The 25045-nt window shown below is 48.0% G+C and carries 25 protein-coding genes; 10 read left to right on the top strand and 15 right to left on the bottom strand.

All coding sequences use genetic code 11. The features are described from left to right. Nucleotides 1-65: 65 nt before the first annotated feature. The 6 genes from ACXAGQ_RS10705 to zipA form a co-directional block, all read right to left on the bottom strand. Nucleotides 66-719 carry a YccT family protein gene (locus tag ACXAGQ_RS10705; protein ID WP_475253858.1) on the bottom strand — a complete coding sequence of 218 codons (654 nt, stop codon included), beginning with the start codon at nt 717-719 and terminating at the stop codon, nt 66-68. A gap of 81 nt (nt 720-800) precedes the next feature. Beyond that, a complete protein-coding gene (locus ACXAGQ_RS10700; protein ID WP_475254723.1) occupies nt 801-1844 on the bottom strand; it encodes a porin in 1044 nt (347 codons plus the stop codon). An 808-nt stretch (nt 1845-2652) separates the two neighbouring features. Continuing rightward, nucleotides 2653-2865, bottom strand: a complete 213-nt coding sequence (locus ACXAGQ_RS10695) for a hypothetical protein (RefSeq protein WP_475253857.1) — start codon at nt 2863-2865, stop codon at nt 2653-2655. Nucleotides 2866-3037: 172 nt separating this feature from the next. Continuing rightward, nucleotides 3038-4462 (bottom strand): OprD family porin, encoded by a 1425-nt coding sequence (locus tag ACXAGQ_RS10690; RefSeq protein ID WP_475253856.1) that lies wholly within the window; start codon nt 4460-4462, stop codon nt 3038-3040. A 548-nt stretch (nt 4463-5010) separates the two neighbouring features. Further along, on the bottom strand, nt 5011-7023 hold the full coding sequence (ligA, locus tag ACXAGQ_RS10685; protein ID WP_475253855.1) for an NAD-dependent DNA ligase LigA: 2013 nt from the start codon (nt 7021-7023) through the stop codon (nt 5011-5013). A gap of 125 nt (nt 7024-7148) precedes the next feature. Next, a complete protein-coding gene (zipA, locus tag ACXAGQ_RS10680) occupies nt 7149-8387 on the bottom strand; it encodes a cell division protein ZipA (RefSeq protein ID WP_475253854.1) in 1239 nt (412 codons plus the stop codon). A 430-nt stretch (nt 8388-8817) separates the two neighbouring features. Here zipA and cysZ point away from each other — a divergent pair, with 430 nt between their 5' ends. The 5 genes from cysZ (at nt 8818) to crr (ending at nt 13832) form a co-directional block, all read left to right on the top strand. Beyond that, entirely contained in the window at nt 8818-9591 is a 774-nt protein-coding gene (gene cysZ, locus ACXAGQ_RS10675; RefSeq protein WP_475253853.1) for a sulfate transporter CysZ, read from the top strand. A 369-nt stretch (nt 9592-9960) separates the two neighbouring features. Then, nucleotides 9961-10929: a cysteine synthase A gene (gene cysK / locus ACXAGQ_RS10670; protein ID WP_475253852.1), complete on the top strand. Its 969-nt coding sequence runs from the start codon at nt 9961-9963 to the stop codon at nt 10927-10929. 314 nt (nt 10930-11243) lie between these two features. Further along, the gene (ptsH, locus tag ACXAGQ_RS10665) at nt 11244-11501 is read left to right on the top strand and encodes a phosphocarrier protein Hpr (RefSeq protein ID WP_317523991.1); all 258 of its coding nucleotides are present in this window, start codon (nt 11244-11246) and stop codon (nt 11499-11501) included. Between the two features lie 53 nt (nt 11502-11554). Then, the gene (gene ptsI, locus ACXAGQ_RS10660) at nt 11555-13282 is read left to right on the top strand and encodes a phosphoenolpyruvate-protein phosphotransferase PtsI (RefSeq protein WP_475253851.1); all 1728 of its coding nucleotides are present in this window, start codon (nt 11555-11557) and stop codon (nt 13280-13282) included. A 40-nt stretch (nt 13283-13322) separates the two neighbouring features. Next, on the top strand, nt 13323-13832 hold the full coding sequence (crr, locus tag ACXAGQ_RS10655; RefSeq protein ID WP_039460662.1) for a PTS glucose transporter subunit IIA: 510 nt from the start codon (nt 13323-13325) through the stop codon (nt 13830-13832). Between the two features lie 419 nt (nt 13833-14251). Here crr and ACXAGQ_RS10650 read toward each other — a convergent pair whose 3' ends face one another. Beyond that, entirely contained in the window at nt 14252-15148 is an 897-nt protein-coding gene (locus ACXAGQ_RS10650; protein ID WP_475253850.1) for a Dyp-type peroxidase, read from the bottom strand. A gap of 317 nt (nt 15149-15465) precedes the next feature. Here ACXAGQ_RS10650 and ACXAGQ_RS10645 point away from each other — a divergent pair, with 317 nt between their 5' ends. After that, entirely contained in the window at nt 15466-15777 is a 312-nt protein-coding gene (locus ACXAGQ_RS10645) for a hypothetical protein (RefSeq protein WP_475253849.1), read from the top strand. A gap of 73 nt (nt 15778-15850) precedes the next feature. Here the strand turns inward: ACXAGQ_RS10645 and ACXAGQ_RS10640 are convergent, their stop codons facing one another. Both ACXAGQ_RS10640 and ACXAGQ_RS10635 read right to left on the bottom strand, forming a co-directional pair. After that, nucleotides 15851-16261: a hypothetical protein gene (locus ACXAGQ_RS10640; RefSeq protein WP_475253848.1), complete on the bottom strand. Its 411-nt coding sequence runs from the start codon at nt 16259-16261 to the stop codon at nt 15851-15853. A 5-nt stretch (nt 16262-16266) separates the two neighbouring features. Then, nucleotides 16267-16728: a DUF2919 domain-containing protein gene (locus tag ACXAGQ_RS10635; RefSeq protein WP_475253847.1), complete on the bottom strand. Its 462-nt coding sequence runs from the start codon at nt 16726-16728 to the stop codon at nt 16267-16269. A 496-nt stretch (nt 16729-17224) separates the two neighbouring features. On the opposite strand from ACXAGQ_RS10635, the gene ACXAGQ_RS10630 reads away from it, so the two are divergent. The 3 genes from ACXAGQ_RS10630 (at nt 17225) to ACXAGQ_RS10620 (ending at nt 18338) form a co-directional block, all read left to right on the top strand. Then, a complete protein-coding gene (locus ACXAGQ_RS10630) occupies nt 17225-17572 on the top strand; it encodes a DUF2956 domain-containing protein (protein WP_475253846.1) in 348 nt (115 codons plus the stop codon). 19 nt (nt 17573-17591) lie between these two features. After that, nucleotides 17592-18056, top strand: coding sequence for a DUF1499 domain-containing protein (locus tag ACXAGQ_RS10625; RefSeq protein ID WP_475253845.1), 465 nt, complete (start codon nt 17592-17594; stop codon nt 18054-18056). An 84-nt stretch (nt 18057-18140) separates the two neighbouring features. Continuing rightward, on the top strand, nt 18141-18338 hold the full coding sequence (locus tag ACXAGQ_RS10620) for a hypothetical protein (RefSeq protein ID WP_475253844.1): 198 nt from the start codon (nt 18141-18143) through the stop codon (nt 18336-18338). Between the two features lie 56 nt (nt 18339-18394). Here the strand turns inward: ACXAGQ_RS10620 and ACXAGQ_RS10615 are convergent, their stop codons facing one another. From ACXAGQ_RS10615 to napF, 6 genes are all read right to left on the bottom strand, one after another. Beyond that, nucleotides 18395-18529, bottom strand: coding sequence for a TIGR02808 family protein (locus ACXAGQ_RS10615; RefSeq protein WP_475253843.1), 135 nt, complete (start codon nt 18527-18529; stop codon nt 18395-18397). 20 nt (nt 18530-18549) lie between these two features. Next, nucleotides 18550-19125 (bottom strand): NapC/NirT family cytochrome c, encoded by a 576-nt coding sequence (locus tag ACXAGQ_RS10610; protein ID WP_475253842.1) that lies wholly within the window; start codon nt 19123-19125, stop codon nt 18550-18552. 31 nt (nt 19126-19156) lie between these two features. Next, nucleotides 19157-19600 (bottom strand): nitrate reductase cytochrome c-type subunit, encoded by a 444-nt coding sequence (locus ACXAGQ_RS10605; RefSeq protein WP_475254722.1) that lies wholly within the window; start codon nt 19598-19600, stop codon nt 19157-19159. Nucleotides 19601-19711: 111 nt separating this feature from the next. After that, nucleotides 19712-22198, bottom strand: coding sequence for a periplasmic nitrate reductase subunit alpha (gene napA / locus ACXAGQ_RS10600; RefSeq protein WP_475253841.1), 2487 nt, complete (start codon nt 22196-22198; stop codon nt 19712-19714). Next, nucleotides 22195-22467 (bottom strand): chaperone NapD, encoded by a 273-nt coding sequence (locus ACXAGQ_RS10595; RefSeq protein WP_475253840.1) that lies wholly within the window; start codon nt 22465-22467, stop codon nt 22195-22197. Before ACXAGQ_RS10595 ends, napA begins: the two co-directional genes overlap by 4 nt. 2 nt (nt 22468-22469) lie before the next feature. Further along, nucleotides 22470-22961: a ferredoxin-type protein NapF gene (napF, locus tag ACXAGQ_RS10590; RefSeq protein ID WP_475253839.1), complete on the bottom strand. Its 492-nt coding sequence runs from the start codon at nt 22959-22961 to the stop codon at nt 22470-22472. 384 nt (nt 22962-23345) lie between these two features. Between napF and narQ the strand changes: the two genes are divergently transcribed. Next, a complete protein-coding gene (narQ, locus tag ACXAGQ_RS10585; RefSeq protein WP_475253838.1) occupies nt 23346-25043 on the top strand; it encodes a nitrate/nitrite two-component system sensor histidine kinase NarQ in 1698 nt (565 codons plus the stop codon). Nucleotides 25044-25045 lie beyond the last annotated feature (2 nt).

The raw sequence follows: 25045 nt of genomic DNA, 5'->3' as shown, positions 1-25045 counted from the left end.
CGTCAACAATCAGTGATGTTCAACGTTTTTAAACAAACCGGTAGTGGCTACTCACCGCCACCAGGCTACTTCAAGTTTCGCATCGCCCACTGCATGAACTGCTGCTGCTCCTGTGCATTCATGTCGGCAAACGTTGATTGCAGTATGGCCATCCGCGAGTTGGGATTCCCCTTGGCTTCATTCCCCTGACTGTTTGCACTGACAGGCGAAGCCTCGGCTGTCGCGGTTTGGGTAACGCCCGCAATGGCATTTCCCTGCCCGTTATAAGCAAGCAATTCATTCTGATAGTCGCGAAGGTTCTGCAAACCGCCAGCGGTGATGGTATCTATTGCAAACTCAACAGCTTGCTCATCGACCGTCGCCAACTGGAACACAGGGGACTTCTCGAAGGCTTTGGCCTCTGCAATGGTTCGAATTGTAGGATAGCTCAGTGTTAGCGGGGCTTCCTGGGCCTCGAAGCGGATGATAAATGGCGGCGAGTTGTACTTTCGATGCTTGGCATCCTCGGAGACCAACTGCCCCACTTTAAACAGCAACTGGTTCGTCCCTTCTTGGATCTGCAAGGTATTATTGCTTGCCTCGACCAGCAGTTCCTCGGCATCTACTGTGTTGAGGATCAAGGGTTGAATTTCACTTGGAAACGAGAGCGTTGTTTCTGCCCCGGCATTCAATGTGCCTAGCAGCAAGCCCGCAGTCGCAACTTTAATTATCATTTTCATGTCACATTTCCCAATACGCAAAGTCAGTAAAAGGGCGAACAGTTCGCCCTTTGTTTATAGTTATTTCATTTAAGTCAGTAATTAGAAGTAGTATTCAACGCCAACAGAAAGCTCATCATAGTCAGTAGACTTCCAGCGGGTCTTGTTGTCCACACCCTCTGCACCATCACCAAAGTCAAGAGTACGGGCACGGAAGTAAATCACAGCCGATGGATCGACAAAGTACATGGCCTGCGCAGATATCACGTCATCAGATGTGTTCTTAACCGTCTTGCCATCCACTTCTAGGTCAAAGTTAGCGGCATAGCCCAGTTTGAACTGCCAGTCATTGATGTTGTACATCAAGCCAGCAGACACACCGTCTTGTTTCTCATCTCGGCCCGTATCTGCTGAAGCTTCCATGTACTTGTACTGCGCGAAGAAAGAAATCCCGTTGTCAAACCAGCCCTGGATACCGGCTAGGTATGTATCGTTATCCCAAGATGTTCCTTCTGCAGCAATGTTACGGTTGCCTTCATAGGCTAAGTCGAACTGAACCGGGCCAACTTTATAGTGAGCCGCCAAACCGCCCCAGTAATCATCGCCTTCGCCTAGGCCAGCGGCGTCACCGGCACCGACAGCAACATCGAAAGTCAAAGAGTCAGCATACAATGGTGAATCCCAGCGAATAGTATTCGACTGGCGGTCTTGGTACTTGGCACCACCGATGGCACCACCCCAGTCCCACACATCACCCAGGCCCGGGTTAGATGCAGGCCAGTCAACCAGTTCATATAGCGGTGTTAGCACACGGCCAAAGCGCACCAAGCCAAGGTCATCACTTTCAAACCCGACAAACGTATCTCGCTCGCCAAGGCCTGCCCCCTCTCCGCCAAAGCTTGGGTCTACATAGCCACCTTCAATTTGCCAAATAAACCTTGGGCCGAAGTTCTTGAACTGCTTTGAACCACGGAAGCCGATACGTGACTCGTTGTTCAGCTGCATGCCCCCCAGCTCATCATCCGTCGCAGAACTACCACTGTCGTAATCACGGTATGCCGCCTGTACAGCAATAATACCGTAAACTTCATATTTCGCGTCTGAATCACTTGCCTGTGCCGGTACCGCCGCAACAGTTGCTGACATGATGGCTGCTCCCAAAAGGGTACGCTTGAAGATCTTATCCATGAAAAACTCCTAAAATATAGCTGGTTAGGCACTTCCTCCTCAGTTGGCCGCCGAAGGAGGGTTGCTCGAATTCTTTACTAAGTTGTTCACGAATAAGGCTATCCTCTTTTTTTTCTCCGTGAATATAGCCTCAAGAAAAACATGATCCCCTTCAAACCGGGCAAACGCACAAAACTCAAAAAATTCTTAAAATCAATAATTTACAAGCAAAACATAAATAAACATGAGTTTTGACGTAGTGGCAAAAGGTGCGTGGCGTCTCATCTCGCAATGAAATTTTCGACATTTTTTCGCACTTCTTAGAAAGATTTACACTCTCTTGCTTTTTATTATTTTTCTTGATGGGGAAAGGGTGATACTGCTCTCATAACACGCCTAGTGATATGGAACTCATTTATTCTTTTTAAAGAGAATTTTGACGTTTTTGACATTGGGGTTAGTTGACTTATTCCCCCTTACACCAGCAACTTAAATAAACTGCGAGTAAACCACTCACAAACAATTTACAAAGTGAAATATTGAGCAATGGATGTTCTAGCAGAGGAATAAACAAGATAAGAGCAAGAAGTTATTCGAGTTAGACAATTTGGATCAAGTGAAAGGCGACTATATACATGACTTAGCCGAATTGAGAGGAACTGGAGTGGCAATTTATCTTCAGAAATTCATTACAATATATGATTAATTCAATCGTTATGACCAGCACATTACGTGCTGGTCAACTTTTGACCCTATAAATAGCTTTTAACCATTACGGCCTATCATCCTAAAAATCAGCTGGGTCTCCCTGACCATCCTTAGATTTACAGTAGAACCAAGGAACAAAAACAACATCACCAGACGGAAGCTTACAGTATGTCTGACCGAAACCGCCACCATTACCACTATTGGCATTGTTATTACCCGCAGCACTTACAGGTAATGAAACTGATGCTGCTAAAAACAATCCAGCTAACGTTAAAGATATTGCTTTTTTCATAGAACCCCCAACAAAACATGATTTAGATCACATTCAGTATAGGAGCTTATAAATAGTGCGCCATTTTATTGAATTATTTTTCTTTAAAAAATTTATGTACTTAGTGAGCTCTTTTTTCAAAAACAAAAAAAAGCAGGCTAATAAGCCTGCTTATTATTTACTCTAGAAGAGATTATAAGAAGTTATAAGGAACGATAACCTGGAAACGTAGATCTGTTTCATCAGCATCAGCCGCGCCTGCAAACTCATCACGCTCTAGGATTGTACCGTGCAGACGAACCGTGGTGCCTTTCAATGAACCGCTCTGCAGCGAGTAAGAAACTGTACCGTTTATCGCATACTCACTCTCGTAGTTCCAATCACCGCCAACTACACCTGCTTTATCAGAGTTTTTACCACCAGTACCGTAACCGAAGCCTAGGTAGTAGTTCCAACCATTGCCTTGGTCGTAAGATAGGCGGTTGTAGAATGAAACTTCACCAGATTTGTTCCAGTCAGATAGGGCATCCCACCATAATGAGTAGTTACCATTGGTCATGCCGTAGGTATAAATCATACGTGGGTTAACATCACGGTCATTGTCAGATTTAGCGTACTGCAGGTTAGACATCCATGACCACTGACCAAAGCTTGCGTTAAATGCAAGGCCTGTGGTGTAGCCTAAACCATCATACTGACGATCATCATCAACACCATAGAAGTCAAAGGCGATGTTCATCGTATCGTTGATGTTATAGCGTGCATAAGCTTTGTAGCCTGTGGTATCAACAGCATCTTGATAGCCTGTAACTTCACCTGCCGCCCAGTCAACACCATCGGTATAAACCACGTCAGTCGCTTGACCTAAACCAAACTGTAGGAACAAGTCATCCGTAGCGTTGATTTGCGCACCTAGCGAGTGAACAATACCCCAGCTAGTGTCTGACCATAGAGCAGGCGCGTAGTCATCCTCGCTCAGAAGCCATGGCGCGGTAAACTGATCAGCAATAAAGTAGGTTAACTTCACATCATTGAAATTCGCATTCAACTCTGCACCTCGGTAGGTACCTGGAACGAAACTCCACACATTACCGATAGTACCGTTACCACCAGCCTGAAGCATCCCGAAACGACCATCAAAGTTTTCACCCGCCTTAAACTTCAAAGCAGCTTTATACACTTTGAGTTGGTCACCTTCACCTGAACCCCAGTCAAGGTTATTACAGGTTGAAATCTCGTTACATAGATACTCACCTGTATCACCATTGACGGCGCTATTATTATAAAGGTCACCAGAGAAGTAGGCACCAACATCAGCACCTAGCCAACCATCGTGGTAGCCGGAAGTGAAGTCAAGAATGGCGTTATACGATGAGTAATCTAGACGGCTCCAACGGTCACCATTTTCGCCACCTGGTTTACCTGAGGTACGTGTACGAGAACGCGTATCAACAACAAGTGTGCCGCTTAGCGCTGCATCAGCAACAAACTCATTGATAGCTTCAACATACATATCTCCCCCAGCACTCTCAGTCGAAGCGTGAACTGGCATTGCAACAACACCAAACATCGCAGCTGTAAGTGCAGAGACTTTAAAAAGCTTGGAACTATTTTCCATGGATTAACTCCTAAAAATACTAGCTGTGTTTACTTGTGCCCAAAAGGTTGGCCGCCGAGGGCAACAAGTAACTCTCCCGATATGCTAGCCGGGTGAATCCCCGACCAATTCATATTTTTTTCGTTTTAAGCTGAACTGCTGTCTAACTTCACCCCTAAGACTACTTTCACATCAAAAAACATCAAATAGAACTTAATTTATTGTTTAAAAAATATGACTCAGTGCAAACTTTGAGACGATTAGTGATCCGGATCAACCCCAATAAACCCAAAAACCAAAAACACCTAAAAAACCATGTAATACATACACTTAACATCACAAACAAACACGCATTATTGATCGGGGATATTTTTGACTCATATTTTTGTAATTGATTACATCACTATCTTTAGCCATACAACCTCAAAAAAGCCACAGTGATTTCGAACTAAAAAATAACTAGGCATTAAAACTGAAAGCAAAAAAAAACAGCCTTAAAGACATTGCTTTAAGGCTGTTTAACGTTAATTTCGTCAATAAATTATATTTTGACGTTTTTGACGGCTTTATCAGTTCATGAAATCAACAAGTTGCTGTTCATCCCAAATTTCAATGCCAAGCTCTTGAGCTTTAGTGAGTTTTGAGCCTGCCGCTTCGCCCGCAACCAGTAAATCAGTCTTTTTTGAAACACTGCCGGTCACTTTGGCACCAAGGTTTTGCAGCGCAGCTTTGGCATCAGAACGGGTCAACTGTGACAAACTTCCCGTCAGGACAACCGTCTTCCCTTCCAGGGGCAGCTCAGCAGTATCATCGCGCTTTTCAATCGCCGGCCAGTGAATGCCGACTTCGATAAGATCATTGATAACCGCAAGGTTGTGCTCTTCACGGAAAAAATTGTACACGTGAGCGGCGACAATCTCGCCGACATCCTGAACCTCGACCAGCTGCTCTTTGGTTGCTGCCTCAATAGCTGGCAGGGATTCAAAGTGCATAGCTAAGTTTGCTGCAGTGGCTTCGCCCACCTCACGGATACCTAATGAGTAAAGGAAGCGAGGAAGCGTGGTCAGCTTCGAGGCAGTCAGCGAGTCCACTAGCTTCTGCGCTGATTTAGGCCCCATCCTTTCCAATACTGTCAACACGCCCGCAGACAGCTTGAACAACTCAGCGGGTGTCGCCACCATTTCACGATCAACAAGTTGCTCTATGATCTTTTCGCCACACCCATCAACATCCAGCGCTTTTCGTGACACAAAGTGTTTCAGGGCTTCTTTTCGCTGCGCCTGACAGAATAAACCACCCGAGCATCGAGCGACTGCCTCACCTTCAACACGCTCAACTTTGGACTCACACACCGGGCATGCTTCAGGGAAGACAATTGGCTTGGCATCAACTGGGCGACGGGATTCAACCACAGAAGCAATCTGCGGGATCACATCACCGGCACGGCGGATAATCACCGTATCACCCACCATCACACCGAGGCGGGCAATCTCATCTGCATTGTGCAACGTCGCGTTACTCACCGTTACGCCACCAACAAAGACAGGTTCGAGTTTTGCCACTGGAGTAATTGCCCCGGTACGCCCAACCTGGAATTCAACGTTGTTTAGCGTCGTCAGCTCTTCCTGTGCAGGAAACTTATAGGCAATAGCCCAACGCGGGGCGCGTGCAACAAAACCCAGCTGTTGCTGGATCGCGATGTCATCGACCTTGATCACCACGCCATCGATCTCATACGGTAGCGCCTCTCGCTTGTTACCGATTTCTTGGTGGTAAGCAATCACTTCATCCATACTGGTAAGCTGGCGGATCTCTGGGCACATCGGTAACCCCCAGCCTTTGAGCTGTACCAAGCGGTCGTATTGGCTCGGCGCCAATTCTAACCCGTCGACAACACCCACCGAGTATGCGTAAAAACTCAAAGGGCGGGTCGCCGTAATTTTAGAATCGAGCTGGCGCAAGCTGCCTGCCGCAGCGTTACGCGGGTTGGCAAAGGTCTTTTCACCTTTCTTCAACGCTTTTTCATTCAGCGAATCGAAGCCTTTTTTCGGCATGAATACTTCCCCCCGCACCTCAAGGCGAGCTGGCCAGCCTTCACCGCGGAGCTTAAGGGGAATCGAACGAATAGTACGCACATTTTCTGTGATATTTTCACCCGTCGTGCCATCACCTCGCGTCGCGGCTTGGGTCAATACCCCATTTTCGTACATCAAGCTCACCGCCAAGCCATCTAGCTTGGGCTCACAGCAGTAGGCCAGCGAAGGCTCTGACAACAGGCGGTCCAGCATCCGCTTTTCGAAAGCATGAAGATCCTCGTCATTGAATGCATTGTCGAGTGACAACATCGGGATTTCATGAGTGATCTGGGTAAAGCCGTCAAGCGGCGTGCCGCCGACTCGCTGGCTCGGGGAGTCAACCGTCACTAACTCCGGATGTTCAGCCTCTATCGCCAGCAACTGCTGCATCATGCGGTCGTATTCCACATCCGGTATTTCCGGATTGTCTTCTACGTAATATCGGTGACCGTGATAGGCAAGAAGTTCGCGCAGCTCATCGAGCTGCTGCTGAATGTCGTGGCTCATATGTGTACCTGTACTAATACCAATCAAGTTCCTCTAATGAACCAGGCTTGGCAAGGGTATAAAAAACAAGGCCCCTTATACCAAGATGTATAAAGGGCCAATTTGTATTCATTAATTGCTAAACGTTAACTAGCAGTATAGCGCTGGGCTTTGTCACGGTATCCACTGATACGGTGAGGCGTAATAAGGTTTCGCTCGTGATCAAGCACATCACCACCCAAGCTGTCTGCGATCCGCTGAACCGTTTGCAGCATTACATTAAAGTTCTGATCGGCACGGCCTATTTCACAAGGCAGCATGAGATAAAATGCAACGCCCGGGGTTTCAAAGCTTTCGCTTCCCCCTTCAGGGAAATGGGCAGGGTGCACCATGTTTGTCACAGAAAAGATAGCAGGCCCTGTACCTGCCGCATCGGCGTGTCGGTGGTACACCGAGTTTTCACCGAAGATCAATTGGTTTTGCTCAAAAGCGTTAAACAGCCGGCTGCCACGGAACACCTCTCCGTTACGGGCATGAACATTAAGCACCAAATAATCAGGCGGAAGCACTTCTTGCTCAACGACAGGCTCCGGCTCTTCAACTGCAGGTTCAACAGCAGGCTCAATAACAACCTCTTTAACCTGAACAGCTTCTTGTGCTTTAGACATTTCAGCCGTTTCAGCTGCCACCAAATCAGCAGCCTGAGCTGGCTCCATGCTTTCAGGTTGCGGCTTATCCGTTTTCACTGGCTCCTCAAGTGTGACCCGCTCTGCGCTGGCTACATTGAGAACTGGCTCAACTTTCTCTGCCACTTTCGCCACTGGCTCAGGTTCCACGACTTGCGGAGCTGGCTGTGTTTGCGGGGCTGAGTGGGCTTGTGGCTGCTGCTCAGGTTTTGGAGCAAGTGCAGGTGTCGACTTTGACTCAGCCGCCGCAACAGGCTCAGGCACTTCAGGCTTGTCGGCAACATGGGCATGCTCTGGTGATGAAACGGGTACAACCGTTTGCTTTGGAGCCGGGGTCTCTACCGCCGCTATGGTAACAGTGCTCAGTGTAGGCTGGTCTTGTGCCTGAGCGGGCTCTTTAACGGCAGCGCCGTCCAATAATGGGTCAGCATCCAATTTTGCACCAAAGTGCAACTCGGGTTCTTTCCTTTTATGACGAGGCGTTTCAACGGCTGCCGCGTCGGAGTTCACCACCCTGACACTGCCCACACCATCCTTATCAAAACCTTCCGAATCTAGGGAAGACTTGTCCAACTTACCCAGTGGCTTCTCACCAAATTTTGCAGGCTTTTCCTTCCGGCTGCTCCACAGCCCATGAAGCAACAGTCCTGCAATGGCAAGCGCACCGACAATAATAAGAACCAGACGCAATTCCTGCATATGAATACTCTGAATTTACTTGTAACCCATTACCGGGTAAATCAACATCTCGATTACAACCACTAGCAACCAGTGGGTAACCCTTACTACTTAGCTTGGTACATTTCTATCATAGCCAGTCAACGGGCTATGACAAAAAAGTGTCAATATAAAAGCCAACTACAGCCCTTCACTGAAGTAGTCTACAACAGTCATTATGGACTTAACTTTACTCTAATGTATCAAAACTCAAATCAGAATGAGAAGGTGAAAGTCGTTATTCGTGCAAGATAGTGCTGCCGAGCACAAAAATGAACAAGCTTTGACCATTTTTGCCTTCATCCTACCGTTCGAAAACGGCGTTTATTTGCTTATAGCCATTAATCACCGTTACTATCAGGCTTGAAATGTTTACGTCTTTACCTTTTTTCAACCTGCCAAGGAGCCCGCAATGCAATCTACCCGGCAACCCCGCCCCCAGCTCACAGCCCCGTTAAGTGGTGCCGGTTATTTCTTCCGAGGCATTTCGCTGGCGACCCAACCGGGCACACGACGCTTTGTCATCTTCCCCCTGCTGATCAACATTGTATTGTTCGGAACCGCTTTTGGTTTGGTATTAAGCCAGCTGGGCACTTGGATTGATGGCTGGATGAACCAACTACCAAGCTGGCTTGATTGGCTGTCTTACCTACTGTGGCCCCTTCTTGCCATCGCGACGCTGGTCACCTTCTCTTATCTGTTCAGCACCATCGCTAACTGGATTGCCGCGCCATTCAATGGCCTGCTTGCCGAGCACTTGGAAGCCAAGCTGACTGGCCAGAAGGCACCAGACACCGGAATTACAGGCGTCATGAAAGACCTTCCGCGGATCATGCATCGCGAGTGGATTAAGTTGAAGTATTACCTGCCAAAAGCAATTGGGCTGTTCATCCTGCTATGGATCCCTGCCGTTGGGCAAACTGTCGGCCCTGTACTGTGGTTCTTGTTCAGCGCCTGGATGATGAGCATCCAGTATGCCGACTACCCGTTCGACAACCACAAGGTTCCGTTCCCGGCAATGCGCGATGCGCTAAAAACCAAGCGCGGTACGTCACTGAGCTTCGGCAGCCTGGTGATGCTTTGCACCATGACCCCTATTTTAAACCTGTTCGTTATGCCGGTAGCAGTATGCGGCGCCACAGCCATGTGGGTCGATCATTACCGCGAGCAGCATAAGAATTATTAAAATAGATCCTAGAAGCTAGATCCTGGTTCCTCGATGGGTCCTGGGTCCTGGGTCCTGGGTCCTGGGTCCTGGGTCCTGGGTCCTGGGTTGCAAAAGCGTTTGCTCTTAGCTAATCGATGTCAAGCTCTTCGCTCTTATTCTTTCGCTCTTCCCAGGAACTAGGGCCTGCTCTTCCTAGGTTCTGCCTTTCGCTCTTCCCAGGAACTAGGATCTAGGTTCTAGCCTCTGCTCTACCTTAGTCACTTGGCCTTACATACTGATGTTCCCATATAACAATAAGATATAACTACAAATTACTTTCCAAACGCCGTTTAGGGATTATGCTTAACGTGTCTTATTTTTTAAACGCGTTACGAAGGAACGACAACAATGAGCAAGATCTACGAAGATAACTCCCTGACAATTGGTAATACTCCGCTCGTTCGCCTTAACCGAGTAAGTAAAGGAAACGTCCTGGCTAAGGTTGAAGCCCGTAACCCGAGCTTCAGCGTGAAATGTCGTATCGGTGCCAATATGATTTGGGATGCCGAGAAGAAAGGTATTTTGAAAGAAGGCGTAGAGCTTGTTGAACCAACAAGTGGTAACACAGGCATCGCTCTTGCGTTCGTTGCTTCTGCACGCGGCTACAAGCTTACTCTTACCATGCCCGAGAGCATGAGCCTAGAGCGCCGTAAGTTGCTAAAAGCATTGGGGGCTAACCTTGTACTGACCGAAGCGCCAAAAGGCATGAAAGGTGCAATCGAAAAAGCAGAAGAAATCGTTGCTTCGAACCCAGACAAGTACCTACTTCTGCAACAGTTCAACAACCCAGCCAACCCAGAGATCCACGAAAAGACCACGGGCCCTGAGCTATGGGATGCTACCGAAGGTGAAATTGATGTCTTCGTCTCTGGCGTAGGTACCGGTGGTACCCTGACTGGCGTAAGTCGTTATATCAAACAGCAAAAAGGTAAAGCCATTACCACTGTAGCAGTAGAGCCTTCCGAGTCTCCGGTTATCACCCAGGCGCGAAATGGTGATGAAATCAAGCCTGCTCCGCACAAAATCCAAGGTATTGGTGCTGGTTTCATCCCGGGTAACCTAGATCTTGATTTGATTGATGAAGTTGAGCAAGTAAGCTCGGAAGATGCCATCGATATGGCTCGCCGTCTGATGGAAGAAGAAGGTATCTTGGCAGGTATTTCTTCTGGCGCAGCAGTAGTAGCAGCAAATCGCATTGCAGAACGCCCAGAATTTGCAGGTAAAAATATCGTTGTTGTGCTTCCTAGTTCAGGTGAGCGTTACCTGTCATCAGCACTGTTTGCCGGTATCTTTACAGAAAAAGAAACCCAACAGTGATCACACTTTGAGATGTTGACGTAACGATTGTTACCCAAAAGCCTCCCATTGGGGGGCTTTTTTGTTGCTTTTTGACCGAAGCTTTAATATAAATCCGTTGTGTTTTATTTCTAGCTTCAAAATAAAGCGGTCGAAATGTAGACGGCTGGAAGTTAGGACAGAGAGAAAAGTCACAAAAAATTGACTTGGATTAAGCTCAAACACCGAACTGTTGGGTAGTTTATAATCCCAGATAGCGAGCTTAGCATAAACAGGTTAAGCTTACTTTCAGTTACGTTAATATTAAATAAATAATATCTATATCGGGGTGAAAAATGTATCAGAAGCAAGTTGAGATCACTGCAGAAAACGGTCTACACACTCGTCCAGCTGCTCAGTTCGTTAAAGAAGCTAAAGGCTTCGACGCTGACATCACAGTGACTTCAAACGGCAAGAGCGCTAGCGCTAAGAGCCTATTCAAGCTTCAGACTCTAGGTCTAGTAAAAGGCACAGTAGTAACTATCGCTGCTGAAGGTGCTCAAGCTCAACAAGCTGTTGACCACCTAGTTGCTCTAATGGACGAACTGCACTAATCCGCAGTCCGTTTATTACTTCCCCTAGTTTTAAGTTAATTTAAGGTAAGGCTATGATTTCAGGTATCCTGGCATCTCCTGGTATTGCTTTTGGTAAAGCACTACTACTGCAGGAAGAAGAGATTGTTCTAAACAAAGCTCCAATCGCTGCAGACCAAATCGAGAACGAAATTCAGCGTTTCTTCGACGCTCGAAAAAAATCTTCTGAGCAACTAGAAGTTATCAAAGAAAAAGCACGTGCAACCTTCGGTGAAGAGAAGGAAGCCATCTTTGAAGGCCACATCATGCTGCTGGAAGATGAAGAGCTTGAAGAAGAAATCATAGCCTTCATTAAAGACAACAATGCTTCTGCAGACCTTGCGATTCACTCAATCATCGAAGAGCAAGCATCTACACTAGAATCATTGGATGATGAATACCTAAAAGAGCGCGCAACGGATATCCGTGATATCGGTAACCGCTTTGTGAAAAACGCACTGGGTATCAGCATCGTAAACCTAAGCGCTATCAACGAAGAAGTTATCCTGGTTGCTAACGACCTAACGCCTTCTGAAACTGCGCAAATCAACCTAGATTACGTTCTTGGCTTCATCACTGATATCGGTGGCCGTACATCGCACACCTCTATCATGGCGCGTTCTCTAGAGCTACCTGCAATCGTAGGTACTAACGACATTACAGCTCAGGTTAAGAACGGCGACATGCTGATTCTTGATGCAATCAACAACACGATTGTTATCAACCCATCTGAAGCTGAACTAACCAAATTCAAAGCGATCCGTGACTCACACATTGCCGAGAAAGAAGAACTGGCTAAGCTAAAAGACCTGCCAGCTATCACACTTGACGGCAAGCAAGTGGAAGTATGCGGTAACATCGGTACCGTTAAAGACTGTGACGGCGTTAACCGTAACGGTGGTGAAGGTGTTGGCCTTTACCGTACTGAATTCTTGTTCATGGACCGCGACGCACTTCCTACCGAGGAAGAGCAGTACACCGCTTACAAAGAAGTTGCAGAAGCAATGCACGGCGAGCCAGTGATCATCCGTACTATGGATATCGGTGGTGACAAAGATCTACCGTACATGGATCTGCCTCAAGAAATGAACCCGTTCCTAGGCTGGCGTGCGGTTCGTATCAGCCTTGACCGTCGCGAAATCCTACGTGACCAGCTACGTGGTATCCTGCGTGCATCTGCACACGGTAAGATCCGTATCATGTTCCCGATGATTATCTCTGTTGAAGAGATCCGCGAACTGAAAGCTGCGATTGAAGAGTACAAAGCTGAGCTTCGTGCCGAAGGCCACGCGTTCGATGAAAACATCGAGATCGGTGTAATGGTTGAGACCCCTGCTGCTGCAGCGATTGCTCACCACCTGGCAAAAGAAGTTGAGTTCTTTAGTATTGGTACTAACGACTTAACCCAGTATACTCTTGCTGTTGACCGTGGTAATGAGCTGATTTCTCACCTTTACAACCCACTATCACCTGCTGTCCTAACTGTGATCAAGCAAGTTATCGACGCTTCTCACAAAGAAGGCAAGTGGACAGGTATGTGTGGCGAGCTAGCGGGTGATGAGCGTGCAACCCTACTACTACTAGGTATGGGTCTGGACGAATTCAGCATGAGTGGAATTTCGATTCCTCGCGTTAAGAAGATTATCCGCAACGCTAACTTTGCTGATGTTAAAGCAATGGCTGAGCAAGCGCTTGCTATGCCTACTGCTGCTGAAATTGAAGCTCACGTAGAAAAATTCATCGCAGAAAAGACCATCTGCTAATATAGCTGCAGATAGAATAAAAACGCTTAGGAGCAACGATATGGGTCTGTTTGACAAACTTAAGAAGCTGGTTTCTGATGACAACACTGAAGCTGGTGCTATCGAAATCATCGCACCACTTTCTGGTGAAATCGTAAACATCGAAGATGTGCCAGATGTTGTTTTCGCAGAGAAAATCGTTGGTGACGGTATCGCTATCAAACCTGCTGGCAACAAAATGGTTGCACCAGTAAACGGTACTATCGGCAAGATCTTCGAAACTAACCACGCTTTCTCTATCGAGTCTGACGACGGCATCGAGCTATTCGTTCACTTCGGCATCGACACTGTTGAGCTGAAAGGTGAAGGCTTCACTCGCATCGCTGAAGAAGGCCAAACCGTTAAAGTTGGTGACACGATCATCGAATTCGATCTAGCTCTTCTAGAAGAGAAAGCGAAATCAACTCTGACTCCAGTTGTTATCTCTAACATGGACGAAATCAAAGAGCTGAACAAACTTTCTGGCGCAACAACTGTGGGTGAAACTCCAGTTCTTCGCATCAAGAAGTAAGATTGTCACAATCTTTGCCAAAAGCGCTGCCCTCGGGCGGCGCTTTTTGTTTGTGGGAACATTCTAAGAGCGAGATCCTAGTTCCTGGATCCTAGAACCTAGAAAAGAGCTGAGAGATTGAAGGTTGAGGTTAGCGTTGGGACTTAGCTCAAAACACCAGTGTTGCGCTTTGCTTCTGCTTTTCGCTCTTCATGCTCTTGCCAGGAGCTAGAACCTAGGAACCGCTCTACCAAGTTCCCAGTACCTTCATTTCCTAAAGCCTTTATCGCTCTTTCCAGAAACTAGGATCTAGGAACCGCCTTCCCTATTTCATCTAAAAACAAAAAAATCCCCGATCAAAGACCGAGGATTTATCATTTAATCTGGTTCTGCTTTTTCTCTTCCCAGGAACTAGGATCCAGAATCTAGGAACTCAGTTTCTATAACGAATTCAGCATCTCAACCGATGGCGCAAAGAAGTACGCACCCGTTACCGCCGTGGTAAAGCGTAGCAGCTGATCCGTTTTGCCATCTGTGTGGCCGTACATACTCTCCAGCATGGCTTTGAAGTTATGCTGGGTGTGGCAGTAGGCAATGAACAACAAACCGTGGTCGCCGCTTACAGAGCCGTATGGCAGGCTGTGGCGAACGATCTTCAGCCCCTTGCCTTCTTCTTTGATATCGACACGGCCAACATGCGAAGCGGCTGGTACATCCTCCAGCTCAACAGAGTCAGGCTTGGTACGGCCCACCACTTTCTCCTGTGCCTGGATGTTCAAGCGGTTCCAAGCTGGCAGGTTGTGAACAAAGCGCTGTAGCATGACAAAGCTACCACCAGCAAAATCGCCATCTTTGATCAGCGCGACATCCTGACGGGACTCCAGTGTTTTCGGGTTTTCTGTGCCATCAATGAAGTCTGTCATATCACGTGAATCAAGGTATTTGAACCCGTAGGTTTCATCCATGATCTCGACATGCTCGGCAATTGGCGAAATAAACTGGCGCAGTAGATAGAAATTCAAGTCATGGCGGCTTGAATTAAGGTGAAGCAACACATCACCACCGGTTGCCGGAGCTGTCACCTGACCTTCGCCTAACGGAGAGAATTCATCGAACTCAGCAGGCGAGCCTTTTCCTAGCGAAGCCCAAAATGCCTTGCCAAAGGCAACACTGGCCCTTAGCTCTGCGCCTGGTTGCTGGGCATTGATCTCTTCAACCAGAGAGTGAACTTGCTGACAGCGCTGAACAAGCGCCTGAGAATCACCCGTTGCCTTAATAACAACATACAGTGCAAATGGTCCTGCTTCAGGCAAAATCAACGGTTGTGCCGTAGCCATATTTTTCTCCTAACTTATTATCATTGCTTTTCCAGCCTTGTGATGTTGAGAGTATAACGAGAAAACGTAAAGGAAAATTGATCATTATCAGCTCAGGGGATGACATGATGCCCTGCCATTACCGGCAACTTATTAATTTCGGTGGGTTAATCGCCCCCTCCCACGGCCATCACCGCTCCCAATAGCACTTAACTAGGAACAAAATAGTGCTGAAAAGTGCTGAATTGTTCAATTTGTGTCTATTTTGACCTGCTAAGCTGGAGTAAAATTTATACAAAAACAACACATTAGCTGATACTAATAACAAGGATTAGATCATGGAGACAGGTTCATCATCATTTCCGACCAAAGATGTGGCTGGCACCCTCTATCAAGCCAAGCAGACACAGAAACTGGTAGATATTCATCAAAACAGTGCAAACAAATTTGAAGACGATCCGAAAAAGGATCCTGACACCGTGGTGATTTCGGCCGACAACAAGGCTCAAACCCAAGAAGATCGCTTAGTCATCAAAAAGAAAGTGGCTGATGCCATTAACGACCACCGGCCAAAACCCGATTTCTACAGCCAAAGTATTACCCCTGACCCGGGGACAGGCAGTGGCAATGTACTTGATACCTCAGTGTAACGCCTAGGCCCGGCTTCAAATGTAAAAAAGCCCGCATTATGCGGGCTTTAAACATTGAGGGGCAGTATCAGCCTTATACCGATGTCACTTCCACCTGAAGCTTCACTTGCTGGTCGCCGTTGTTATCCACACCTTCAAACATGGTCGGCGCATTCAGGCCAGTGGATAGGGTTGGTGACACCAGCGTACGCCAGCCACCATCATCCAGTCTCTCCTGGACTTTGAACGCAATTTTCACTTCTTCCGCCGAGACTTCCAGTAGCTCTGCGCTACCGACCAGTTCGCGGCTGCTCTCTTCACTATCGATATTGCTTCCAAAGAATACAGTCTCTTCTCCAGGTAGCAGTGACAGCGATGTATTCACCGACTGCGTGCTGCCAGATGCGCCAGTGAGTTCAAAATTCACATCTAGTAGCCAATCGGCCATGGCTAATGGGCTTAGCAGTGCGCTGAACAGCACCAACCCTTTACCCCAATCATTCATCGTACTTACCTCTCTACGGGCTTGTCCGCAAATGTATTTCTGACCCTGGTGCTTCTTAGCAGGTACCCTCCTAGCCAGAATGTCAGCAGCAGACTGACTGCCCGGGTCCAGCTGAAGGCCCCGTGGGCCAACATCAGCTGATACATTTGCAAAACACAATCTGTGGCATAGCTCAGCATCAGGATCCCTTTCCCATGCAGCCATACGTAATTTATTAGTTTTTTATTTTTGTGTCGGTATCCGGCCATCCACATATAGATAAGTGCAGGTAGGCCCAATAGCATTGCCAGATATAAGTTCTCTCGCAAGGGATACAAAACTTCCAAGACCTGGGCACCTTGCTGGCGGCTTGCACCTGCCATCACAAAAATCACCCACCCCTTGGCACTGAACAACCAGCACAGCCATAGCATGGCAGAAGGTTTTAACAAGCCATGCTTGTCATAGGCGTCTATCGGATATATCACTTACTGTTCCCGTTTCTCACTGCTTCATATGCAATGGAGGTTTACCCTTGCTTTTTCAACAGCCAGTATCACGTTTGGCTGCGTTGGGCATAATTCTATCTTCGGGAGCCGATATAACAACACTGTTCAGTACTAGGCACACCTTAATCTATCTGGTCGCAACTACCAGCCAAAGTGGTAAATTCTGTGGTTCAACGCACTGTTTGGGTGCTTATCTTGTCGGCATGATCACGTTTTGTGGGATGAGAGTGACGAAAATTCTAGTTTTCTTACAAAAGTCACATCAGGAATATTTATGCGCAAATACTAATGCTTTACTGGAATAATCATTAATATTCATTATGTTAATGGATATACCCACAAATCACACCTTGTTCACTTTCTGTTCATGTGATGTAAGATTCCTACCTCTTTTGAAGGAGGTAAATTACAGCAATGTGCCAATGACTCTTAGCACGGTATAATCTTGCTGTAGCAGCGATGTAAAGGACAAATGATGGCCACCAAGAAGAATCAAGGGACCCCGTCCCCGGAGACGCAAGCTGAAGCAATGAAGATTGCCCGTGCAACACAGAAGCCGGGGCAGAACAAAGAGCAAACTAAACTGATCGCCCAGGGGATCCAGCACGGTATAGAACAATACAAGAAACAACAAAAGGCCAAAGCCCGCGAGCGGGATAAATTCCGCAAAAAACAGGCCAGAGATAAAACGCAAGACATCGAGCAAACCACAGTAGAGGCTCCTGCGGCCGAACAAGTGGTTGTCAACAAACAGCATTGGCTGCCTTGGCTATTGCTTGTCGCCTCTTGGGCGGGGTTTGTCGGCTACCTGCAATTCAGTTAACTATCATAAGGACTCAAGGATGAATCAACCTCAAGGTTTTCGTTTTATTCCTCTCGCAGCACTACTCACTGTGATCACTGGCTGTGGCAGCCCAGACTCGGCCTACAGTGACACTGTCAGAGTGAACCAGGCCTGCGGTGAGAAGCCGAACTGCGTCAGCACAGTGGATAACCGTGATGAGCACGCCCTAGCCCCTTTTTCGCTCAGCCAAAAAGGACTGGAGCAATGGCCGCATATCGAGCAACTGGCCCTTTCCTTGCCGGGAGCCTCCCTTGCCAAAAAAGCCGATGATTATTTTCACATCGAGTGCACCAGCAAGGTCTTCCGCTTTGTTGATGATTTTGAGGTACAACGACAATCAGGGCAGCTAACCGTCCGCTCGGAATCTCGGACTGGCTATTCCGATTTCGGTGTCAATCGTGAGCGTGCCGAGGCATTCAGGCTGCTGTTGGAACAAGAAGGTTACCTGACGGACAGCAAGTAACCGGAGCTGCAGGATAACAAAACAATTGTAAATAATTCTCATTTAGATCTAAAATTACAGCAATTGCTCTTTTGGAGGATCGAGATGAGTATCGCCAGTTATCTGTTATTCGGTTTTCTGGGCTTCCTAACTATGCTCTTAGCCCAAGGTATAGAGGCGATTGCATTGCCCCCTGATAGCCACACAGGGTTCGTTCCATGGCTATTTATAGATAGCATATGGTTAGCTTTGATAGCCATCGGGCTTTACCAGTGGCACAAAAACAAGCCGCGCAAGCATTAAAAAAGCCATGCAGAAATGCATGGCTTTGTCCTTCCCCGGTAAGTTACACACTACCGTTAGATATTTTTGTCCTTACCCAGCGACAATAGCCAGACACAAATCACAGCTACCGCAGCGAAACCAAACAGGATGATAACAGGCATGGCCGCATAGCCCAGTACATGCCAGAAGATTGATTCTAATGTACTCATTGTTTCTCCTTATCTGAGGCTTACTGCCAGCCTTCAATACCTGACATGTCAGGCAGTTTGTGGGCAATACCCTTGTGGCAATCTACACAGGTCTTGTCGCCCGACGCCAGTGCTGTCGAGTGCTGCTTGGCACTGCGGCTACCCTGCTCGGAAAAGTCCATGTATTCGAATTCGTGACAGTTACGGCACTCCTGCGAATCATTTTCTTTCATCCGGTGCCACTCGCGGTTGGCCAAGTGGCTCCGCCGTGCCTCGAACTTCTCCTGGGTGTCAATGGTTCCCATCGCATGGGCCACCAGCTCTTTCGAAGCCTGTACTTTACGAACAATTTTATCTGTCCAGTTATGCGGTACGTGACAGTCAGAACAAATTGCACGGACACCTGAGCGGTTGGCAAAGTGAACCGTTTCACGGATCTCTTTGACAATCGGTGCGTGACACCCAGCACAGAACTCTTCGGTGTTGGTCGCTTCCATACCGGTGTTAAATGCGCCCCAGAACAGCAAGCCGCCCATAAAGCCCATAAACAAGACCAGGCCGACAGCCACTTTACTTGGCGAGGAGAACCTACGCCAAAATGTTTTCAATAGTTTCATCTTATAGCCCCTTTAGCACTGATGGCTATAATTAGCGCAACGCGTCAACACGCTGGAAATCATTCTCAACCAATGGCTTAGCATCTGCCTGTGGTACGTGGCACTGCAAACAGAAGTAGCGTGCCGGTGACACGTCAGACAGCACCTGGCCTTCACGCGGCGACTGGTAGTGGGTTACGCTGATCTTTGTCGCGCCCATTTCATTGGCATTTTTCCAGCTGTGGCAAGCCAGACACTTGTTGGCATTCTTCGACACTTCGTAGTTACGGATCGTGTGCGGTACCAAAGGTGGCTGGTAAACGTAATCGCTGTCGATCGTGCCCTGGTCACGCGGGTAACGCTTCATCGGATCCGCTGCGCGGGTTGCTTCCAGTTCGCTGGCACCACGTAGTGACTCCAGACCACCGATACCGCCAGGGTTGTTCAGCTCTTCTGCACTGTGTACAGCACCAGCCAGCATCATGCCAAATGCCATAACTGCTAACACTAATCGTTTCATTGTATTCTCCGCCTTCAGGCTAAATTTGGTAAAGGCTGGGCTGTCCGGCAAGCGGCCAGACAACCAAGCTCTTCAATTTATTGCTATTTATACTTTGGTGATCTTCACAGGGCACTTCTTGAAGTCGGTCTGCTTGGACAGCGGATCGGTTGCATCAAGAATCAACTTGTTCACCAAAATACGGGCATCAAAGAATGGAATGAATACCAAGCCCGCAGGTGGACGGTTACGGCCACGGGTCTCAACACGGCAGCGCACTTCACCACGGCGAGAGGCAACCAGTACTTCATCACCACGACGCAGGCCACGTGACTGAGCATCATCCGGGTGGATGTAACAAAGGGCATCCGGTACCGCTTTGTACAGCTCTGGCACTCGGCGGGTCATGGTGCCTGTGTGCCAATGCTCAAGGACACGGCCCGTCGACATCCATAGGTCGTATTCTGCATCTGGCACTTCCGGTGCTGGCTCGAACGGGGCAAAGATGATGTTTGCCTTACCGTCTTTATGGCCGTAGAAACGGAAGCCTGCACCAGCCGGTACGTATGAGTCATGACCTTCAGAGAAACGCCACTGGGTCTCTTTGCCGTCAACAACCGGCCAACGTAGGCCACGTACCTGATGGTATGTATCGTAAGGTGCCAAGTCGTGAGCCTTACCGCGACCGAATGCTGCGTATTCTTCGAACAGACCTTTCTGCACGTAGAAACCTTGCGCTTTGGCGTCATCGTTCAATGGCTGGGTTTCAGACATTGGGAATTGATCTACCTGACCGTTACGGAACAGGATGTCGTACATGGTCTTGCCACGATACTGTGGTGCTTGTGCCAGTAGCTCTTCACCCCACACTTCTTCAACTTTGAAGCGCTTGGAGAATTCCATGATCTGCCAAAGGTCAGACTTAGACTCGCCCTGGGTTTCAACCTGCTGGTACCATGCCTGGGTACGGCGCTCGGCGTTACCGTAAGCACCCTCTTTTTCTACCCACATTGCCGTTGGTAGAACAAGATCTGCCGCTTGTGCTGTTGCCGTTGGGTACGGGTCTGAACACACAATGAAGTTCTCTGGGTTACGGTAACCCGGCAGACGCTCTTCGTTGATGTTCGGGCCGGCTTGCATGTTGTTGTTACACATTACCCAGTAGGCATTCATCTTGCCGTCTTTGAGCATACGGTCGTGCAATACCGCGTGGTAACCCGGCTTCGGCGGGATGGTGCCTTCTGGAAGTTTCCAAATTTTCTCTGCAACCGCACGGTGCTTAGGATTCGCCACGACCATGTCGGCTGGCAAACGGTGAGCAAAGGTACCCACCTCACGCGCTGTACCACAAGCAGATGGCTGGCCAGTTAGTGAGAATGGGCTGTTGCCCGGCTGCGAGATCTTACCGGTTAGCAGGTGGATGTTATAAACCAAGCTGTTCATCCACACACCACGGGTGTGCTGGTTCATACCCATGGTCCACAGTGACATCACCTTGGTATTTGGATCCGCGTACTGCTTCGCTAGCTCGATCAGCTTCTCTTGTGGTACACCCGACATTTCAGACGCTTTCTCGACAGTGTACTCAGCAACAGAGGCTTTGTACTCTTCGAACGTCATCGCGTGCATCTTACCAGAGTTGGCGTTCTTCGCTTTCTGCTGGCGCGGGTCTTCGTCACGCAGGCCGTAACCGATATCGGTATCAGCACGCTTAAAGTTGGTGTGCTTGTTCACGAAGTCCCAGTTAACTGCATCATTCTCGATGATGTAGTTAGCAATAAAGTTACCAATCGCTAGGTCGGTCTGCGGCTCGAAAATCATGCCGTTGTCAGCCAACTCGAACGAGCGGTGGTAGTAAGTCGACAGCACGTTCACTTTAACGTGCGGGTTGCTCAGGCGGCGATCTGTCAAACGGGTCCACAATACTGGGTGCATCTCCGCCATGTTCGAGCCCCAAAGCACGAACGAGTCTGCGTTTTCGAAGTCATCGTAACAGCCCATCGGCTCATCGATACCAAAGGTACGCATGAAGCCAACAACCGCAGAAGCCATACAGTGACGGGCGTTCGGGTCGATGTTATTAGAACGGAAACCGGCTTTCATCATTTTCGATGCAGCATAGCCTTCCATTACCGTCCACTGGCCAGAGCCAAACATACCTACGCCAGAAGGGCCGTGCTTCTTCAGGGCTGCTTTCCACTTCTCGGCCATCACATCGAACGCCTGATCCCAAGAGACAGGCTGGAAATCGCCATCTTTGTGGAACTTGCCGTCTTTCATACGCAGCATAGGGGTCTGAAGACGATCCTTGCCGTACATGATTTTCGACAGGAAGTAACCCTTGATACAGTTCAGGCCTTTGTTAACCGGTGCTTCAGGGTCGCCCTGAGTTGCGACCACACGGCCATTCTGCGTACCGACCAGTACTGAACAACCTGTACCACAAAAACGACAAGGCGCTTTATCCCACTTAATTTTGGTTTCGTCAGAACTAACGATTAAGTTAGTTGCTGATGCTGGCAGCGAAATCCCCGCTACGGCTGCTGCCGATGCAGCGGCGTTTGCTTTCACAAACGCACGTCTTGTCATTTTCATGAATCTTCCTCAGATTGCGAGTCGAACTGTTCGATTTGGTGATACACTAAAAACGTGGTTAAAACGTGTTCTAAGTTATTGATTTTATCTATGGTATCAGTCACGTAGCCTTGGTTTTCGGTTTCCAAAACCACAACGACCTTCCCTTCTTCACTGTCGCCGTAAATTTCTGCATTCGGCATTTCGGCGATCTGCTCTTTGACAGAGGCCAAATACTCCGGCTTTACATGAACAACCAAGCTGGAAATGTGTACTTCTTGTAATGCCATCGCTAATTCTCTTCGTTATTGTGATTCACCATGGTGATCGCCGATGTCGGGCAAACCGACACACAGCCACCACATCCTGTACAAACTGAGGTATCCAGTTCGGGCCGGGCAACACCGCCCAATTGCAGTTTGAACCGAATCGCCATCACCTCGCAGGCATCGCCGCAGCTTCGACACTCAATATTTTGGTGGGCCAGGCACCCCTCATTAACCTGTGCCACAAAAGGCCATGGCTGCTCTGATTGCGGCTGAAACAACGGCTCGGGACAAGCCTCTGCACAGCGGTAACAGAATGTGCACTCACCACGCTGAAAGTCGACAGCAGGAAAACCACCGTCGCCTTTGGCAATGATCTGTGTTTCACATGCATTGATACACTTGTTGCACCGGGTACAGGTATCGGTGAAAGTATCTTCATCGACCACCCAGGGCATTCGCTGCAGGTCAGGCTTGCGACGCCGCGTCAGCAACCGACGGCGGGAACGATCAAACATTGACTCAGTCCTTCGTAAAATATTATTAATAAAAATAGTGATTACGGGCAGCAGCTTGGCTATATAAAGCAAGGTGTACCAATAAATAACAGCAATGATTTACAACAAATAATCACATGCTGTCATTTTTTTACACGACAAGTGTAAATCCCGAAATAAATGCTTAAATACCTAGTAAGGGCTAATTAGGGGCTAAATTTGTCTTGGATCAATAAATTCAAATGCGCGCCCTCTCAGTATAAAAAAGCCAAGTTTTCTTTGAAGCGGCTAGCATTTATCTCAATTGCATTGAAAATCACCATTCCGTCTATTAAATATAGACCAGACTTAAACAGAAAAACGTTTTCTCCTTATCTTTAAGATAACGATTTAAAAGGAAAATCTGTGAAAAATAGGCCTCTAAAGCCCGTCACTACAACGATTGCCAGAGCCATGCTCGCAATCTTGCTTCTTTCTGTGGTTACCACCAGCTTTGCCCTGCTCACCCTTGCCTCGAGCTTGAACGATGCCGAGGCGGTCAATGTGTCCGGTTCATTGCGCATGCAAAGCTACCGACTGGCCTACGATATCCAGACTCAATCTCCCCATCTGGAAGCCCATTTGGATATGTTCGAAAAGTCCTTGTTCTCGCCATCAATGGCAGCATTAGAGCACTGGACGGTACCGACCAATATCAAGATGCATTACTACAACCTGATCGGCCGTTGGGAAGATCTGCATCCCTTGTTGCATGATGGTAATGAAAGGCTATTTCTCAGCGAAGTTGCCAAATTTGTCGACCGAATCGACCAATTTGTCTACGAGTTACAAGAATTTTCGATCATCAAACTTCAAGTATTGTCAGTCGTTGGCGGGCTGGGTTTGAGCCTGATCCTTATCGCTGCGCTGTTCACCATTCACTTTACCCAACGCAAGATCGTCACCCCGCTCAATCAGATGGTCACGGCTAGCGAACAGATACAAGAAGGAAGATTTGATCTCACCCTTGATGTAAAAAGTGACAACGAATTAGGTATTTTGGCCGGCACCTTTACCACCATGGCGACGGAGCTCGGCAAGCTATACCGCAACTTGGAAATGAAAGTTGACGAGAAAACTCGTCGCCTGCGCCAAGCCAATGACTCACTGCAAGTACTCTATGATTGCTCGCAAGAGCTCTCGCAAAGCCGCCTGAGTACCAAGAACTTCGCCGTGATGCTAGACACCCTGCTTGATATCGAGGGGCTAACTGCCGCCAAGCTAATTATTGAAGAGAACAGCGGCAACAATACCGAGATCACCGCAGGGGAGCCTTCTGGCAACAACTGGCACTACCATGACCTTGAACTCGACGGTCAGGTACTGGGTCAACTTTGGTGGCAGGACACCTTGCCTTGCCCGGATAAAAACTTAATCGAAAACTTATCCCGTACCTTAGCCCGGGGGATCTACTACAACCGGGCACAAAAGCAGTCGGAGCAATTATTATTGATGGAAGAGCGTGCTACGATTGCACGCGAACTGCATGATTCCTTGGCGCAATCACTGTCTTACCTCAAAATCCAAGTGACCCTGCTAAAGAGGCAGCTTAGCCAAGGTGATCAGCAACAGACCATGGCAATCATAAGTGATATAGACCAAGGACTTTCAGGGGCTTACACTCAGTTAAGGGAGCTATTAAGCACCTTCCGCCTCACAATAAAAGAAGCAAATTTAGGCGAAGCATTGGTAGAAATGCTAAAACCATTGGAAGAACAAAGTACTGCTTTGCTTATCATAGACAACCAGCTTTCATCGCTGAACCTTGATGCCCACCATCAGGTGCACTTACTGCAATTTATAAGGGAAGCGGTTCTCAATGCGATCAAGCATGCACAAGCTGATGAAATCATCGTAACCTGCCAGCAAGATACAGATACGGTGATCATCAATATCAGTGACGATGGCATAGGCTTTGACCCGGCCAATGAAAAATTGAATCATTACGGCCTAGCAATAATGACCGAGCGGGCCTCACGCTTGCACGGTAGTTTGGAAATCAATACAACCAAGGGCTCTGGCTGTGAAGTCACCCTTCAGTTTCAGCCTGAATCCCAAGGATAACA

Source organism: Photobacterium sp. ABD4_091, from assembly GCF_056160145.1.
This window is presented reverse-complemented; position numbering and strand designations above follow the sequence as displayed.